This is a genomic window from Chryseobacterium sp. CFS2, assembly GCF_036543225.1.
GTDB classification, from domain to species: domain Bacteria; phylum Bacteroidota; class Bacteroidia; order Flavobacteriales; family Weeksellaceae; genus Chryseobacterium; species Chryseobacterium culicis_A.
Genome location: NZ_JAZHQU010000006.1, coordinates 262,150 through 278,250, shown reverse-complemented (window position 1 = coordinate 278,250; position 16,101 = coordinate 262,150). Strand labels below are relative to the sequence as shown.

The 16,101-nt window shown below is 36.5% G+C and carries 12 protein-coding genes; 6 read left to right on the top strand and 6 right to left on the bottom strand.

Going from position 1 to position 16,101, the window contains the following annotated elements:
• Window positions 1-56: 56 nt before the first annotated feature.
• Both ODR02_RS16050 and ODR02_RS16045 read right to left on the bottom strand, forming a co-directional pair.
• Entirely contained in the window at window positions 57-1,418 is a 1,362-nt protein-coding gene (locus ODR02_RS16050) for an ATP-binding protein (protein WP_209787423.1), read from the bottom strand.
• Between the two features lie 27 nt (window positions 1,419-1,445).
• Window positions 1,446-2,150, bottom strand: coding sequence for a response regulator transcription factor (locus ODR02_RS16045; protein WP_209787425.1), 705 nt, complete (start codon window positions 2,148-2,150; stop codon window positions 1,446-1,448).
• A gap of 95 nt (window positions 2,151-2,245) precedes the next feature.
• On the opposite strand from ODR02_RS16045, the gene ODR02_RS16040 reads away from it, so the two are divergent.
• On the top strand, window positions 2,246-2,920 hold the full coding sequence (locus ODR02_RS16040) for a YiiX/YebB-like N1pC/P60 family cysteine hydrolase (RefSeq protein WP_209787426.1): 675 nt from the start codon (window positions 2,246-2,248) through the stop codon (window positions 2,918-2,920).
• A gap of 160 nt (window positions 2,921-3,080) precedes the next feature.
• On the top strand, window positions 3,081-3,392 hold the full coding sequence (locus tag ODR02_RS16035) for an NIL domain-containing protein (protein ID WP_309512768.1): 312 nt from the start codon (window positions 3,081-3,083) through the stop codon (window positions 3,390-3,392).
• 230 nt (window positions 3,393-3,622) lie between these two features.
• Here ODR02_RS16035 and murA read toward each other — a convergent pair whose 3' ends face one another.
• Together murA and ODR02_RS16025 are read right to left on the bottom strand one after the other, a co-directional pair.
• The gene (gene murA, locus ODR02_RS16030) at window positions 3,623-4,930 is read right to left on the bottom strand and encodes a UDP-N-acetylglucosamine 1-carboxyvinyltransferase (RefSeq protein WP_105681373.1); all 1,308 of its coding nucleotides are present in this window, start codon (window positions 4,928-4,930) and stop codon (window positions 3,623-3,625) included.
• Entirely contained in the window at window positions 4,930-5,598 is a 669-nt protein-coding gene (locus ODR02_RS16025; protein WP_209787427.1) for a DUF4290 domain-containing protein, read from the bottom strand. Before ODR02_RS16025 ends, murA begins: the two co-directional genes overlap by 1 nt.
• Window positions 5,599-5,785: 187 nt before the next feature.
• On the opposite strand from ODR02_RS16025, the gene ODR02_RS16020 reads away from it, so the two are divergent.
• Window positions 5,786-7,225 carry an alpha-amylase gene (locus ODR02_RS16020; protein WP_309512767.1) on the top strand — a complete coding sequence of 480 codons (1,440 nt, stop codon included), beginning with the start codon at window positions 5,786-5,788 and terminating at the stop codon, window positions 7,223-7,225.
• A gap of 240 nt (window positions 7,226-7,465) precedes the next feature.
• On the opposite strand, the gene ODR02_RS16015 is transcribed toward ODR02_RS16020, so the two are convergent.
• Both ODR02_RS16015 and ODR02_RS16010 read right to left on the bottom strand, forming a co-directional pair.
• The gene (locus tag ODR02_RS16015; protein ID WP_209787429.1) at window positions 7,466-7,876 is read right to left on the bottom strand and encodes a thiol-disulfide oxidoreductase DCC family protein; all 411 of its coding nucleotides are present in this window, start codon (window positions 7,874-7,876) and stop codon (window positions 7,466-7,468) included.
• A 4-nt stretch (window positions 7,877-7,880) separates the two neighbouring features.
• Window positions 7,881-8,348: a heme-binding domain-containing protein gene (locus ODR02_RS16010; RefSeq protein WP_309512766.1), complete on the bottom strand. Its 468-nt coding sequence runs from the start codon at window positions 8,346-8,348 to the stop codon at window positions 7,881-7,883.
• Window positions 8,349-8,715: 367 nt separating this feature from the next.
• Between ODR02_RS16010 and katG the strand changes: the two genes are divergently transcribed.
• The 3 genes from katG (at window position 8,716) to ODR02_RS15995 (ending at window position 16,090) form a co-directional block, all read left to right on the top strand.
• On the top strand, window positions 8,716-10,995 hold the full coding sequence (katG, locus tag ODR02_RS16005; RefSeq protein ID WP_309512765.1) for a catalase/peroxidase HPI: 2,280 nt from the start codon (window positions 8,716-8,718) through the stop codon (window positions 10,993-10,995).
• Window positions 10,996-11,556: 561 nt separating this feature from the next.
• Entirely contained in the window at window positions 11,557-13,116 is a 1,560-nt protein-coding gene (locus tag ODR02_RS16000; protein WP_209787435.1) for a T9SS type A sorting domain-containing protein, read from the top strand.
• Window positions 13,117-13,120: 4 nt separating this feature from the next.
• A complete protein-coding gene (locus ODR02_RS15995) occupies window positions 13,121-16,090 on the top strand; it encodes a hypothetical protein (protein WP_309512764.1) in 2,970 nt (989 codons plus the stop codon).
• Window positions 16,091-16,101: the final 11 nt, after the last annotated feature.

The following is a 16,101-nucleotide window of genomic DNA, read 5'->3' as shown; positions in this document are numbered from 1 at the left end:
TTAAGGTTTTAAGGGAAGTTAAGATTCAAATAAATTTGAAAGAAGTTTTTGATTCATTAACTGATCATAAACTCCACGGTAAAAATAGTTTCATGATGATTTGATAGTACCGTAATTTTTGCATGGTGGAGCAAAATAATTTTCTCAGTAAGGAAAAGTCCTATTCCGTGGCCTTTTTCCTGTCTTGGAGTCTCACTTCTGTAAAAAGGTTTAAAGATATGGGGTAAATCTTCCTGAGGAATACTATTTCCCGTATTGGTAAAGCGGATTTTAAGAACGTCTGAATGGGTTCTGACATCTATTGAACAAGTATGTTCCGGTGAATATTTACACGCATTGTCGATGAGATTATTAAAAGCAACCTGCAGAAGATATTCGTTTCCCTGAATGATAAGCTGATGTTCTTCTAATGAATCTTCGATGTTTAATGAAACTTTATAGCCGGGATTTTCTTTTATTATTTTGGTGTAAGATTCCAGAAGAATTTCATCAAGGCGGATTTCTGAAAAGCTGATCTCGTTGGGATCATAGCTGGCTTTTGCAAGATCCATTAAGCTATTGGAAAGTTTTACCATATTGCGGGCATCTTCCAGTGCATATTGAATGGTTTCCTGATATTCTTCTTTGGATTTATCTTTTTCGGAGGCCAGTTCCAGTTCAGTAATAATAGCTGATAAAGGTGTTCTCAGTTCGTGTGAAATATTAGAGACAAAATGTTTTTGGGAATCAAAAGAATTTTCAAGCCTTTCCAGCATTCCGTTGAAGTTTTGGGCAAGCTCATTGAGTTCGTCTTTTTCTTTTGTTGTTTTCAGGCGCAACTCTAGCTTTCCGGCAGTAATTTTTTTTATCTGAATGACCATTTCACTGAGTGGGCTCAATGCTTTTTTGGAAAGAAATATTCCTGCCAGATAAATCAGAATCAAAATACTGAAGAATGAAATAATACTGATGGTAAGAAGATGAGTCAAATATTCATATCCGTATTGATCATAAGCAGCAGCAGTTACAGCATACGATTTTCCTTCATAATGATACACCATCCCGATTACCTGTAAATTGTCTAAAAAAAAAGTGATCCTTTTTTTCTGGAATATCTGGGAAAGCATCTTCGGGGTTTCTTTTACATAATCTACTTTGGCATCATCATGATAGATCAGTTGTTTATTGATATCATAAATGGCTACCTGAACCTCATTAAGCGTTCTGGTATTGTTCTTATAAAGCTTGTGCATTTCCTGTTCAGGAAGTGAGCTTCTGAAGAATAAATCAGCCTTGGCAATGGCTTCATTCTGAAGTTCGCTGTAAAAAGATTTCTCCCTGGCTTCTTTGGATGAATAATAAATCGAAAAGCTGTATATCCCTAAAAGCATTGCCGTAATTAAGGTGAAAAGCAGCGTAAGTCTGGTTCTTATTTTCATCCGGATATTTTTAGTTCATCTTCATGATTATTGTACAATGCCTGACTCGTAGTCTTTTTTCAGAATAAATCCCATACCGGCTTTGGTGTGGATAAGTTTGGCCTCAAAATCTTTATCAATTTTCTTTCGGAGATAATTAATATATACATCAATAAAATTGGTTCCCGTATCAAAGTGGGTTTCCCACACTTTCTCTGCAATTTCACTTCGGGAAAGAACTCTTTCTGAATTTTCCAGCATGAATTTTAAGAGGTTAAATTCTTTCGGTGTTAATTTTATCGGGGTATGATCACGGCTTACTGTTTTCTGCTCCAGGTTCATTTCAATACCTTCATATGTAAGAATAAAAACTTTTTGCTGAAGCTGTTGCGAAAAACGTTTCAGGAGAACTTTAATTCTTGCTACCAGTTCTCTCATTTCAAAAGGTTTCGTAAGATAATCATCTGCTCCGGCATCAAATCCTTCCAGTTTATCATCAGTGGTTCCCAATGCAGTAAGCATAATGACCGGAAGATGAGGTTTTAATGTTTTGATTTCATGGCAAAATTCAAGGCCATCTTTTTTGGGTAATACAATATCGGTAACCACCAGATCAAAATGGGTCTGCATTGCCAGTTTCAGACCTGTAACTCCGTCGTAAGCCACTGTTACCTCAAATTCAGCTTCCTGAAATCCTTTTGCAATCAATTTTGAAAGCCTGTCATCGTCTTCAACTAATAAAATATGTGGCATAAGATTTTGGAAATGTTTGGTGTGAAGAATAGATCAATATTCCCACAAATGTAATGAATTCTATTTTGTAATTTTGACAGCGAAAGTATAATAGCATGTCTGAATTTAGAAAATCTTTTAGCCCAAAAATTAAAGAACTTATGGTTGCAGGACTTTTGTGCTGCTTAATGATCCTGTTGGTTCAGTGTAAAAATACTCATTCTGGCAATGTACAGCTTAGAAATGGAGATCTTCTTTTTGTCACAGCAAAAGAATCCGGACTTTCCGGGGCGATTAATAATGTGACTCAAAAACAAAAAACGGCTTCATTTGATCATATAGGAATTCTTGAAAAAGAAGGGAACAGAATGTTTGTTCTGCATGCTGCGCCTAAAGGTGGTTCTCAGAAACAGGATTTCCATGATTTTATAAAAGATCAGAAAGAAGAAGGGCAGGAAGTGATTGTCTATCGTCTAAAGCCCGAATACCAGAAAGCAATTCCTGAAGCTATTAAAAAGGCACATTCCATGCTTGGAAAACCTTACAATTTCAATTATATTCTGGATGAAAATTCATATTACTGTTCAGATTTTGTGGAAAGAGCTTTTCGGGAAGAACATATTTTCAAACTGGAACCCATGACATTTATTGATCCTAAGACCGGAAAAACAAATGTATTCTGGGAAGAATTTTACACCAAAAAAAATCTGAAAGTCCCTGAAGGAGAGGATGGTTGTAATCCTAATGGCCTTGCGGGTTCAGAGAAATTAGAAAGAATAAATACACTGTAAAATAGAGAGAGAAGCTTATAAGGCTTCTTTTTTTTATGTTAAATTTTTAAAAATATTAGTCTACTAATTTGGTGGACTAATATTTTTTTATATTTTTGTCACAGATTTAAATGCAGAGCGCGATATGATCTAAGAGTGTTTAACCAAAAAATGTTTAGCGATGATTACACCTAATCCAGGCCTGCAGGTTTTACAAAATAAAATAAACCTGCCTAAAAAAGAATTGTTATTGGAAGTAGAGTTGAATGGGAAAATGAAATTTGAACATTTAATGAATACCATCTATAATCAATTAGGCATTTGCCATAGAGTGTTGTCAGCTAATGTAGAATACGTGAACGGATATAGTTTTGGTTCCGTACAGTTATATATTAATGTCAATTCAGAAGATTTTCAGCAGCTTGAATTCTATCTGAATAAAAATAAACTTATCAATACGACGGTAGAATATACCTGCAGAACCTATTTTTAAGTGAGATTCATATAGTTTTAATTACTCAAAGTGTCTGGTTTTTTACCAGGCACTTTTTATTTTTTACAAAAGCAGATGATAAACACATTAAAAAGATCAATCGTTAACCGGGACAAAATTCCCCTCCTCCGGAGGGGTGGCAAAAATTCAAAGAATTTTTGACGGGGTGGTAAAACAAAAAAAGCGCCCAGAATACCCTGAACGCTTTCGTATTATCAAATAAAATAATTTTAAATTCTTTCGATGTCCGCACCAATGGCTCTTAGTCTTCCATCAATATTTTCATATCCTCTGTCGATTTGTTCGATGTTGTGGATAATAGATTTTCCTTCTGCTGAAAGGGCTGCAATAAGAAGTGCATTTCCTGCTCTGATATCCGGGGAAACCATAGTTGTTCCTCTTAACGGAGCCTCCTGATTTAAGCCGATTACTGTAGCTCTGTGCGGATCACATAAAATGATCTGAGCACCCATGTCAATTAACTTATCCACAAAGAATAATCTGGATTCAAACATTTTCTGATGAACCAGGATACTTCCTTTTGCCTGTGTAGCTACCACTAAAATAATAGATAATAAATCCGGCGTAAATCCAGGCCATGGCGCATCCGAAATCGTAAGGATAGATCCGTCAATAAATTTCTGAATTTTATAGTGTTCCTGAGCTGGAATGTAGATGTCATCACCACTTTGCTCAAGTTCGATTCCTAATTTTCTGAATGTATTCGGGATAACACCAAGCTGGTTCCAGTTTACATTTTTAATGGTAATTTCAGATTTCGTCATGGCTGCAAGACCAATCCAGGAACCGATTTCTACCATATCCGGAAGCATAGTGTGCTCAGTTCCTCTAAGGTATTCAACCCCTTCAATGGTCAAAAGGTTTGATCCGATTCCTGAGATATTAGCACCCATTCTGTTCAGCATTTTGCATAATTGCTGAAGGTAAGGTTCACACGCAGCGTTATAGATTCTTGTTTTTCCTTTTGCCAGAGCCGCTGCCATTACAATATTAGCTGTTCCGGTTACAGAAGCTTCTTCCAGTAAAATGAATTTTCCTTTCAGTTCTTTAGCTTTTAAAGAATAGAAATATTCCTCTTCATCATAATTGAATTCAGCACCTAATTCTACAAGTCCTTGAAAGTGAGTGTCTAATCTTCTTCTTCCGATTTTGTCTCCTCCCGGAGTCGGCATATAAGCCTCTCCATAACGCGCAAGCATTGGACCCATCAACATAATAGAACCACGTAATTTTGCTCCGTCTTTTTTGAACTCGTTAGATTTAATATAATCAAAATTAACCTGATCAGCTTTGAAAGTATAATCTCCCTGTCCGTTTTTAGTAATTTTTACCCCAAAATCTCCAAGAATTTCAATCAGTCTGTTAACATCATGGATATCAGGAATATTTTTGATTCTTACTTCTTCGTCCGTTAGGAGAACCGCACATAAAATTTGTAAAGCCTCATTTTTGGCTCCTTGTGGAGTTATTTCACCCTGCAGTCTTTTTCCTCCTCTTATCTGAAATGTTCCACTCATTATTTTCTGTTTTTATGATTGTTATTATGCCTTCTCTTGTTAGGCTGGTTATTATTTTTATTATTGCTGTTATTCCTGTTGTTATTGTTGTTATTTCGGTTGTTGTTATTATTATTGGTATAATAAATCTTACTTTTCTCAAGAGAATCTATTCCGGTAAGATCCAACCTGTTTTCAGACAGCTCTTTCAGGTGGCGGAAAATAACATCATCCGTCACATGTTCTTTATTATAGACATTATAAGACTTCTTCATATTGTTGGCAATCACTTCGATAAGGGCTTCTTTTTCATCACCCGTTTCCAGTTCGATTGCTTTTTCTATCAATTGAAGAATACTTTTTCCGTAGAACTTAAAGTCACCTTGAAGTTTTGGATATTCCATTCTTTTAGGTTTTTCTGCTAGCTGTTCCATCGTTGGGAACGGATAAGGAGAATCTACATCCAGATCATGATTAGCAAGAATAAAAAGATGGTCCCAAAGTTTATGTTTATAATTTTCCTCGTCGCGAAGTTGTGGGTTTCTCTGACCCATAAAATCGATGATTGCCATAGCCATTTCGTTCCTTTCCTCTTTGGTAGGAAGTTCTTTGCAGCGCTCAACCAACTGTTGTATAATTCTGCCATATTCTGGCATATGAAGCTGAGTTTTTTGGGTATTGTATTCCATAGTATGCAAATATATGGATTAAAAGAAAAATTGTTTCCAGAATCTTAAAAATTTATGATTTTTTAATGAAAAATTGAATGGCCTTTCTTCTTGATTTATTATAGAAAATGAAAATATTTCCCATTCATTTGAATTTGTTTTTAATAAAATTGTATCTTGTTTAATAGATTGATAATTAATTATTACGATGAAAAAAACAAACTTTTTCCTTTCTCTGCTGGCTTTGGCGCTATTGAGCTCTTGCCAGAACAGAGATGAAATGATTACGGAACCTGCCAGGCAGCAAGAGGTTCATGACAAAACAGTACATGTAACGAATCATGACGGTCGGCCTTTCAGTACTGGAAATGAGTCCGGGGCTATGCAGGGTAAATTTGTAGCAGGTCCCGGCGGTGGAGTTCTGATGCAGGGATTCTACTGGGATGTTCCGGAAGGAGGCAATTGGTGGAATACTGTTAAAGATAAATTAACGGCATGGTCCGATGCCGGAATTGGTGCTGTATGGCTGCCTCCTGCATCAAAAGCACAGAACGGAGCCTATTCTATGGGATATGATCCTACGGATTATTATGATTTCGGAAATTTTAACCAGAATGGAAGCACAGAAACCCGTTTCGGATCAAGAACCGAACTGGAAGCATTAATTACCAAAGCACATACTGAAAATATGCAGGTGTATGCAGATATTGTCATCAATCACAACAGTGGCGGGCAATCTGAAGCCAACCCTTTTACAGGGACTAACACCTGGACCAATTTTTCAGGCGTTGCATCAGGGAAGTTTCAGCGAAATTATAATGATTTTTATAAAAATGCCTATGGAAATAATGATGAAGGAGCCTTTGGAGGTTTTCCGGATTTATGTCACGCCAATCCCCATGTACAGGACTGGCTTTGGGGAAGAGATGATTCTGTAGGTAAATATTATAAAAATGTGATGAAGTTCGATGGCTGGAGGTTTGATTACGTTAAAGGATTCGGACCTTGGGTAGTGAATACCTGGAATTCCAATGTAGGAGGATTTTCTGTTGGAGAACTATGGGATTCCAATGTAAATACACTGGAGTGGTGGGCCAATAATGCCAACAGCTCTGTATTTGATTTTGCTGCGTATTATAAAATGGATGAAGCTTTTGATAATGGAAATTTAAATGTTCTGAATGATGATATGATGTGGAAAAGAAATCCCTACAAAGCAGTTACTTTTGTAGCCAATCATGATACAGATATCATTTACAATAAAATGCCGGCATATGCCTATATCTTAACCCATGAAGGGTATCCCACAATTTTTTACAGAGACTATGAAGAATGGTTAAATAAAGAAAGATTGAATAACCTGATCTGGATCCATAACAATAAAGCTACCGGAACTACTTCTATCCTGTATATCGATAATGATGAATATATTGCGAGACGTAACGGTTATAATGGAAATCCAGGACTTGTTGTGTATATCAACACCTCCTCAAATTGGCAGGAAAGATGGGTGGAAACCAACTGGAGCAGCCAGCAGATCAAAGACTTCACCGGAAGTTCAAGCTGGTATCCGACAACACAAGGAGATAAGTGGGTGAAAATCCAGTGCCCGCCAAATTCTTATTCTGTGTGGTCGCTTAATTTATAAGTAATGAATGATAATTGATAATTGATTAAGCTGGTAAAAGACTGTTTTTCAGTTTAATTTCCATTAAACATTAAACATTAAACATTAAACATTAAACATTAAACAAAAGCAATTATACGTCTTATTTGTCATTCCGTAGGAATCTCTACAATGCATTATCTTTAATGTTAATGTGTTGGAGACTCTTACGGAATGATATTTTAGATTATGTTGAAAGAAATTTTTGTCAGACAAAGAAAATTATACCTGAATAAATTTTTTCTTCTGATGCTGATCCGGCAGATAACATTTCTGATTAGCCAGTTTCATCCTGTTTCGGGAAATGATATCATATACTTTATCACTTAAAGATGAAGGAAGAATTTTCCCGACAAAGGAAAGTTTATAAACTCCTCCCAACAAATTAGCGATTTCCAGTACAGCTCTGGATTTGATCTGATAATATCTTCCAGGTTTCCACAGATACATGGTATTGAATATACGGGTTTCCAATCCTCTTTCAGACAAAAACTGCTGTCCGAAATCAGACTGAAGCGAAGCAAACATGAATTGATCTTTCTTGTCACGCTCCAAAATCCATTGCACCCAGAAATTACAAACTCCGCAATCTCCGTCAAAAAAAACAATATGTTTATTTTCCCAATTTTCCATGACTTTATTTATTAAACATGATCCCTCTCTCAGTGTCTTCTTTTACTTTTTTGAAATATTGAATAAGGTCTGTACGTTGTTCATCCGAAAGTTTAGCGCTTTGATGTCCCAAATAATAGGATTCAAGCGGCATTTCCTTTTTCTCAACCATTTCTATACATTCTTCCAGTTTATGAAGTTGTCTTTTAGGTTCATATACTGCAAAGGTAGAAAAATTAAGATGTTTTCTGCCTTCATTGATGTGATTTTTTACCCACCATGAGACGGGAGATATTTTGCTGTACCAAGGGTACTTTGTTTCATTGGAATGACAATCATAACAAGAGGTTCTGAGAGTACGCGCAATTTTCTCCGGAGTATTTTTAATCTTCAAAAAATCCATGCCTGGGGTAGGTGGAGGATTTGTTGTATCAATGGGAAAAAACTGAATCATAATAAATGCAACAAGAATGACAACAATTATTTTTTTCATAGCAGATGTTCATGTTTGGTAACATAAAGATAAATAATTTATTTTTAGTGAGATAAAGCTGGAAGTTGGGTGATGGAAACTGGAAGTACTTTTAGAAATTGTTGAAATAGCGTGTTTTTTTTACGTTGAGTAATTCTAAATTGGCTTGTATCCCGCTGTTTTTATTTAAGTTAATCTGAAAAATGACTAACTTAATACCACAATTATGTCTCAGCGCAAAAGCTGTCGAAAATACTCATTTATAGTTTTTAACTATCGTTGAAATAAAAATTAATAGATTGTGTATATCACTCAAACGTTGTAGGTTTGTCATGTTCTTACAACAGAGAATTTAAATTAATCAACATAAAAAATAAAATAAACGACAATGGAAAAAGATTTGAATGACATCAGTAAATGCCCGTTTCATAACGGAACAATGAAGAAGAGTGTTGCAGGTGGTGGAACCCAAAATTCTGATTGGTGGCCTGATCAGCTTAGAGTAGATCTTCTGCGCCAGCATTCTTCCCTTTCTGATCCTATGGATAAGGATTTCGATTATGCTAAAGCATTTGAAAACCTTGATCTGGAGGCTGTAAAAAAAGACCTTCACGCATTAATGACAGATTCCCAGGATTGGTGGCCGGCAGACTTCGGTCATTATGGTCCTTTGTTTATCCGTATGGCATGGCACAGTGCAGGAACATATCGTGTAGGTGACGGAAGAGGTGGAGCAGGAGCAGGGCAGCAACGTTTTGCCCCATTAAACAGCTGGCCGGATAACGTGAGTCTTGATAAAGCAAGAAGATTACTATGGCCAATTAAACAGAAATACGGCAGAAATATATCATGGGCAGACCTTTTGATCCTTACAGGGAATATCGCTCTTGAATCCATGGGCTTTAAAACATTCGGATTTGCGGGAGGGCGTGCAGATGTCTGGGAACCGGATTCCGATGTATATTGGGGATCAGAAAAAACATGGCTGGGAGGCGATTTACGTTATGCCCACGGTTCGGAAGGTGTTGTAGAAGGTCACTCGGCAGTTCTTCCTACCGATGATAATGCAGATGGAGACATTCATTCAAGAAATCTTGAAAATCCATTAGCTGCCGTACAAATGGGGCTTATCTATGTGAATCCTGAAGGTCCGGATGGAAATCCTGACCCGATTGCAGCCGCTAAAGATATCCGTGATACTTTCGGACGTATGGCGATGAATGATGAAGAAACCGTTGCTTTGATTGCCGGAGGACATACTTTCGGTAAAACCCATGGAGCCGGACCTGCAGATCATGTAGGTAAAGAACCAGAAGGAGCAGGAATTGAACAACAGGGGCTTGGATGGTCTAGCAGTTATAAATCAGGAAGCGGAAGAGATGCTATTTCCAGCGGTCTTGAAGTAACATGGACTGAAACTCCGACTCAATGGAGTAATTATTTCTTTAAAAATCTTTTTGAAAATGAATGGGAACTGACAAAAAGCCCTGCCGGAGCTCACCAATGGGTAGCTAAGGATGGAGCAGATATTATCCCAGATGCATTTGATGCTGACAAAAAGCATAAACCAACAATGCTTACCACAGACCTTTCGTTGAGACTGGATCCTGTGTATGAAAAAATTTCAAGACATTTTTATGAAAATCCTGATGCGTTTGCCGATGCATTTGCAAGAGCATGGTTTAAACTTACGCACAGAGATATGGGACCGCGTGCCCGTTATCTGGGAACAGATGTACCACAGGAAGAACTGATCTGGCAGGATCCTATTCCTGAAGTAAACCACGAATTGGTGGACGGAAATGATGTGGAAGCATTAAAATCAAAAGTTTTAAATTCAGGATTGAGCAACGCTGAACTGATATCTACAGCATGGGCATCTGCTTCTACTTTCAGAGGAAGTGATAAGCGTGGTGGTGCCAATGGATCAAGAATCAGGCTGGAGCCTCAAAGAAACTGGGAAGTGAACAATCCTTCACAATTAAATAAAGTATTAGGAGTATTGGAAGGAATTCAAAAAGAATTCAACGATTCTCAAAACGGAGGTAAAAAAATATCATTGGCCGATTTAATTGTACTGGCTGGTAATGCCGCAGTCGAAGTGGCTGCAAGAAATGCAGGTCAGGACGTAAAAGTTCCTTTTGCTCCGGGAAGAATGGATGCTTCTCAGGAACAGACGGATGTAGAATCTATGGGCTATCTTGAACCCATTGCTGACGGATTCCGTAACTATCTGAAAAGAAGATTTACAGTGTCTACAGAGTCTTTATTGATTGACAAAGCACAATTGTTAACACTTACTGCCCCTGAACTGACAGTACTGATAGGAGGAATGCGTGCTTTGGATACCAACTTTGACGGTTCAAAGCATGGAGTGTTTACCAATCGTCCGGGAGCTCTTACCAACGATTTCTTTGTAAATCTTTTAGATATGGGAACACAGTGGAAAGCAATGTCGGATGACAGAGAGTTATATATGGGAACAGACCGTTCAACAGGACAGCCAAAATGGACCGCCACCCGTGCTGATCTTGTTTTCGGTTCCAATTCTGAATTGAGAGCAATCGCAGAAGTATACGGAAGTGCCGATGCACAAGGAAAGTTTGTAAATGACTTTGTAGCAGCATGGACAAAGGTGATGAATCTGGACAGGTTTGATCTGGTTTAATAAATAAAAATGAAAAGTAAAAAGACAGCAGAAATGCTGTCTTTTTTTGTTTTACAAAATATCTTATTGACCAATTCATAATGAGATAGAGTAAAAGATGAACAAAATATTTAACAGAAAAATATTATAGAGGATTTATCATATTTGTGAATAATTTAAATGTATGAATTATTGTAAATGAGATATTTATGTGTTTGTGAAAAATCGCAACAAAAAGAATTGTAGTTGATTAGAAACTATTTTATTTTCGTCATTGTAATGAGATATAAAAAATTTTAAAGAAACATTGTGGGAGAGTACTTATCAAAAGTTTACGAATTCAATATTATTACTTTAAAGTTTTTTATAAAAATATAATACGACAAGTATTGTCGCTTTGCAGGTATATCTTTGCTTTTATTAAAGACAGTTAATAAATTTTCTTTGAGATAAAGATTAAAAGTTCCTAATTTTGAACGTGCTAAAAACATAACCATGAAACAATAATTTTACTCAGCAATTTGTGTATTTCTATATACACAATAAATAAATCAACATTTACTTAACATTAATAACACAAGTATGAAAAAACTCTACATGTGTGCATTATCTCTATGCACTATTTCGGGCATATTTGCCCAGGAGGTACTTTGGCAGAAAGATATTAAATCCAATTCGCAGGATTTTCTAAGCCAGATTACAACAACAATTGACGGACAATATCTTGTCACAGGAAGTTCTATTCACAGTGATAAACTCCAACAGAACAGCAGACAAAACAACGGTTATGATTTTCACCTTGTAAAACTTAATCAGCAAGGAGAACAGGTTTTTGAAAAATATTTTTCAGGAAACAATCACGACTATTTATCTTCAACTGTTACTACTCAGGACGGCGGTTTTCTGATTTCTGGAACTTCATATTCAGGCAAAGGTTTGGATAAAAAGGATGATTCTAAGGGAGGATCAGACATTTGGTTAATTCGAATCAATGAATTTGGTGACGAATTGTGGCAAAAAACATTGGGCAGCTCTTCAAATGAAGAAGCAAGAGCTGTAATTCAGACTACAGATCAGGGATTTATTGTAGCTGGAAATGTACAAAATTCCTCTAAAGGTTATGGTTCTAAGGACGTCTGGATTGTAAGGCTTGATAAAGATGGAAAAATATTATCTGAACAGACATTAGGAGGACGTGGACTTGATGAAGTTGAAAAGATGATTCCCACCCGTGATGGAGGAGCCTTAGTTGGAATTTATTCAAGAAGCCATACTATGAGTGATTCCAAAGATAAGACTGCTAAACAGACTGAAAACTATGGTGAAGGTGATTACTGGATTGTAAAACTTTCAAAAGATGGAAAAATAGAATGGGAAAAGAACTTCGGAGGGAAAGGAGATGATCATATCAGAACCCTGGCCTTAACTTCAACTGGCTTCATCATTGGAGGAGAATCCAGATCAGAAAGATCAGGAAATAAAACTGTTGGACTAGAAGAAGGAACAGATCTTTGGCTGATTTCTTTAAATGAAAGAGGGGATGAACAATGGCAGAAGTCTTATAATTTCAAAAATCGTGATATTCTAATGAGTATGAGCGTTCTGCATTCAGCAGATGATAAATATTCCAAAGGCATTCTATTAGGAGGCTACACTCAGGCTGAAGGAAGAATACAAACTGATGATGAAACCTTCTGGATGCTGTACCTTGATCAAAACGGAAATGAACAGTGGAGAAAACATGTCAAAGGAGAATCCAGAAAGAAGGAAGAAAGACTTTCTGATTTAAAACTCAACAGAGATGGTTCCATTATTCTGGCAGGAACCAGTGCAGAAGAGCTGGGTAAAGAAAACTGGAAGATTGTAAAGCTTGGTGACAAGCAGGTGGATCAGTTAATTGAAAAATATGATATCAAAATCTATCCAAATCCAGTTTCCGATTATGCTTACATAGAAATTGGCTTTGATTTTAAAGATGCAGATATTCTGCTGTATGACATGAGCGGAAGACAGCTTCAGAGTATTAAAACAAAGAATAGAGTGACTAAGGTTAATACTCAGGCACTCATTCAGGGAGCTTATCTGGTGACCATAAAAACTGATAACAATAAAACAGCAAATGCTAAGCTCATCAAAAAATAATGTTATGAAAAAAAATATAAAATACAAGCTGTTACACTTTACCGGAATATTGATCGGAATTTTAATCTCCAATATGTTAAGGGCTCAGACACCGGAAATTAATTTTGGAAACTTTGCCCATCCTGTGGCATCAGTATCCTCTTTAGCCGCATATAATAATACCCCAGCTACAATAGCTAGTGGTACATCAAACGTATCTATTCCTTTGCTTGAGCTTCCTACTCGATCCAAGAATATTTCTTTGCCACTATCACTGTCTTATAATTCTATGAATGTAAAAGCGTTGGAACCTGCAGGAGAAGCTGGTACAGGCTGGTCTCTCTTTGCAGGTGGGGTTATTTCGAGAGAAATTATAGGCGCATTAAATGAGGTTCAATACAGTAATAATCCATCGAGTAATTCCCCGGAAATTTTTGATGATGTTTACTATTATAATTTACCGGGAGTTTCAGGAAAATTCAAATTTAACAAAAATGCATCGACTGGTAGCATTGATATTCAAAGCCTTTCGGCGAATAAAGTAAAAATAACCTATATCAGGGACACCGCAGCACCGATCTATTTTACAGTATTAAGTTTTACCATTACAGATGAAGGCGGGTATCAGTATGTTTTTAAAGATTATAGTGAGAGTAGTAATGCTGATGCTATTACAACGTACAGATCAGCCTTCTTTTTAAGCCAGATCAAAATGCCGGATAATACGGTTGTTGCAAGCTTCGAATACAGAAAAGACAGTAAGCATGCTACCGAAGAGTGGACTTCTCCTATTGTATATCGGAGTTGTAAACTTTCAAAGATAAATGCTGACGGCATAGGATCTGTGAATATAGATTATCAGTATGACACAACAAAGGAAAAGACAATGAATGATCCCTACAGTATCTCACAAATTCTTTTGAAAGATATATGGGGAAGTTTGATTTCGGGATATAAATTCGCTTACAGCTGGATTCAACTTTATCCTTCCTCCCCTTCCGATAATACCGAAGAGAAAGGAAGAAGGCTGCTAACAAAACTGATAAAGATTGACAAAGACCAGATAGATTTTGAAAAAACAAGTTTTGTATACAACCCTTATCAGGATGCTCTTAATGAGAAGTTTATTTATCCTTGTTATCCTGAGCCTGTTTCCACACCTGGTAATTTCGACTCTTACCAAATGCCTGGATTGTTAAAAAGAATTGTTTATCCTATGGGTGGAGTCGTGGAATATAACTATGAGGCGCATGATTACTTTTTCAATAGAAATACGCCACAATATCTGGAAAATGCATTGGGTTCAGGAATAATAAGTGATCCATATGTCCAGGATTGGGAGCCGTTAGTTCCGGTACTTAATGTAGATACCAATCAGAGCTTATCATATACTTTAACTGTTACAGGAACTCCGGGAGTAACAAAATCAGTAGCATTACAGTTTCTTGTCAGTGAATATTACCCCCCTGGAATATGGGTTCCAGATACCCCTGATCCCAATGATCAGCCAGATCCAGAAGGCAATGATCCTCACCCAGGAGGGCATTATCATTTTGACTTGACCTATACGCTGAAAAAAAATAATGAAGTAATGAATACATTTTGTATTTCTAACCAGGCATCCATCTATCAATTATTACCAGGTACTTATACAATAAATGTTTCCGGGACAGGAGGTAAAGCACAGCTTCTAATGTCTCAGATAAAACTGAAGAATGGTACTTATCCCAATAAAACCAGCACTTATAAGTATGGCCCCAGACTCAAAAATATTAAATATTACACGAGCAGTACGGAGACTATTCCATCGAAAACAGAACAATATAACTATGGTTCATTCAGTGATCCCATTAGCTCTAGTGGGTATATTTTCAGAAATGAAGCTGAAAGTAGTGATAATTTTTTCCCTGGCTATGTATTGTATAAAAATGTATCAGTAAGTGACGGAGAAAACGGTTTTGTGCGTTATTATTTCAAAAATCCGGATGACTATTCAAAAACTTCATATACAGTGGATGGCAACCCTACCAGCTTTTGGCAATACTATCCAATAACAAAATCCGGTGTATTAGAAAAGAAAGAGGTATATAATGTCCAAAATCAGCTATTATCTTCTTTAGAATATGAGACAGAATTTGAGACCCTTCAAAACCTTCCTGATCTGAAAATAGATGTATATGATGGTAATGCAGAAATCTATACAAAGCCTGCTTACATCAAGAATACAAAAACCATTACAAAAAATTTTTCAGGGAATGTCTTTGCAAAGACTATAAGTGAAATAAGTTTTAATCCTGTCAATTTTAAAGCAGGATTTATGAAAGGAATATCTTCTGACGGCATCACAACAGAAAGCTGGATCAGGTATGCAGCAGATAAAAATAAAACACAGATGATGGATGCCAATATTTTTTCTGTACCACTGGAAACAGAGACCAAGATAGATGGAAAAGCTGCAGCTAAAACAGAAAACTTCTATACTGATTCGGGAAGATTTGATCCAATATCATTAAAGGTCAGCAATACAGATAATGGAAGTAGTAAAACAGCTGTAAAATATGAGGTTTATGATAGCTACGGGAATATACGTCAATATATGGTAAATGTTGACGAGAATTCAGGAAATGGATTCCCTATTGTCTTAATCTGGGGATATAACCAAACTATGCCTATTGCAAAAATAGAAGGAGCCAGACTCACAGATATAGGAACTCTGGCAGATGATATTATTTTAAAATCCAATGCTGACAAAGATATCCCATCTGAAACAGAACTTGTTAAAGCATTAGACTTGTTCAGAAGTAATGCTGTTTTGAAAAATTTTCAGATTACAACCTATACCTATGATCCTTTAATAGGTGTTACCACTACCACTCCTCCTAATGGTATTCGAGAGATTTATCAGTATGATAGAAGCGGAAGGCTGAAAACAGTAGCCAATGTAAATGGAAATATTCTAAAGGAATATAAGTACAACAACAAGCCACAACCTTAATATCTTAAATC

Coding starts and splice junctions, on each gene's coding strand:
- ODR02_RS16050 (WP_209787423.1), bottom strand. CDS start 1,418: ATGAAAATAAGAACCAGACTTACGCTGCTTTTCACCTTAATTACGGCA.
- ODR02_RS16045 (WP_209787425.1), bottom strand. CDS start 2,150: ATGCCACATATTTTATTAGTTGAAGACGATGACAGGCTTTCAAAATTG.
- ODR02_RS16040 (WP_209787426.1), top strand. CDS start 2,246: ATGTCTGAATTTAGAAAATCTTTTAGCCCAAAAATTAAAGAACTTATG.
- ODR02_RS16035 (WP_309512768.1), top strand. CDS start 3,081: ATGATTACACCTAATCCAGGCCTGCAGGTTTTACAAAATAAAATAAAC.
- murA (WP_105681373.1), bottom strand. CDS start 4,930: ATGAGTGGAACATTTCAGATAAGAGGAGGAAAAAGACTGCAGGGTGAA.
- ODR02_RS16025 (WP_209787427.1), bottom strand. CDS start 5,598: ATGGAATACAATACCCAAAAAACTCAGCTTCATATGCCAGAATATGGC.
- ODR02_RS16020 (WP_309512767.1), top strand. CDS start 5,786: ATGAAAAAAACAAACTTTTTCCTTTCTCTGCTGGCTTTGGCGCTATTG.
- ODR02_RS16015 (WP_209787429.1), bottom strand. CDS start 7,876: ATGGAAAATTGGGAAAATAAACATATTGTTTTTTTTGACGGAGATTGC.
- ODR02_RS16010 (WP_309512766.1), bottom strand. CDS start 8,348: ATGAAAAAAATAATTGTTGTCATTCTTGTTGCATTTATTATGATTCAG.
- katG (WP_309512765.1), top strand. CDS start 8,716: ATGGAAAAAGATTTGAATGACATCAGTAAATGCCCGTTTCATAACGGA.
- ODR02_RS16000 (WP_209787435.1), top strand. CDS start 11,557: ATGAAAAAACTCTACATGTGTGCATTATCTCTATGCACTATTTCGGGC.
- ODR02_RS15995 (WP_309512764.1), top strand. CDS start 13,121: ATGAAAAAAAATATAAAATACAAGCTGTTACACTTTACCGGAATATTG.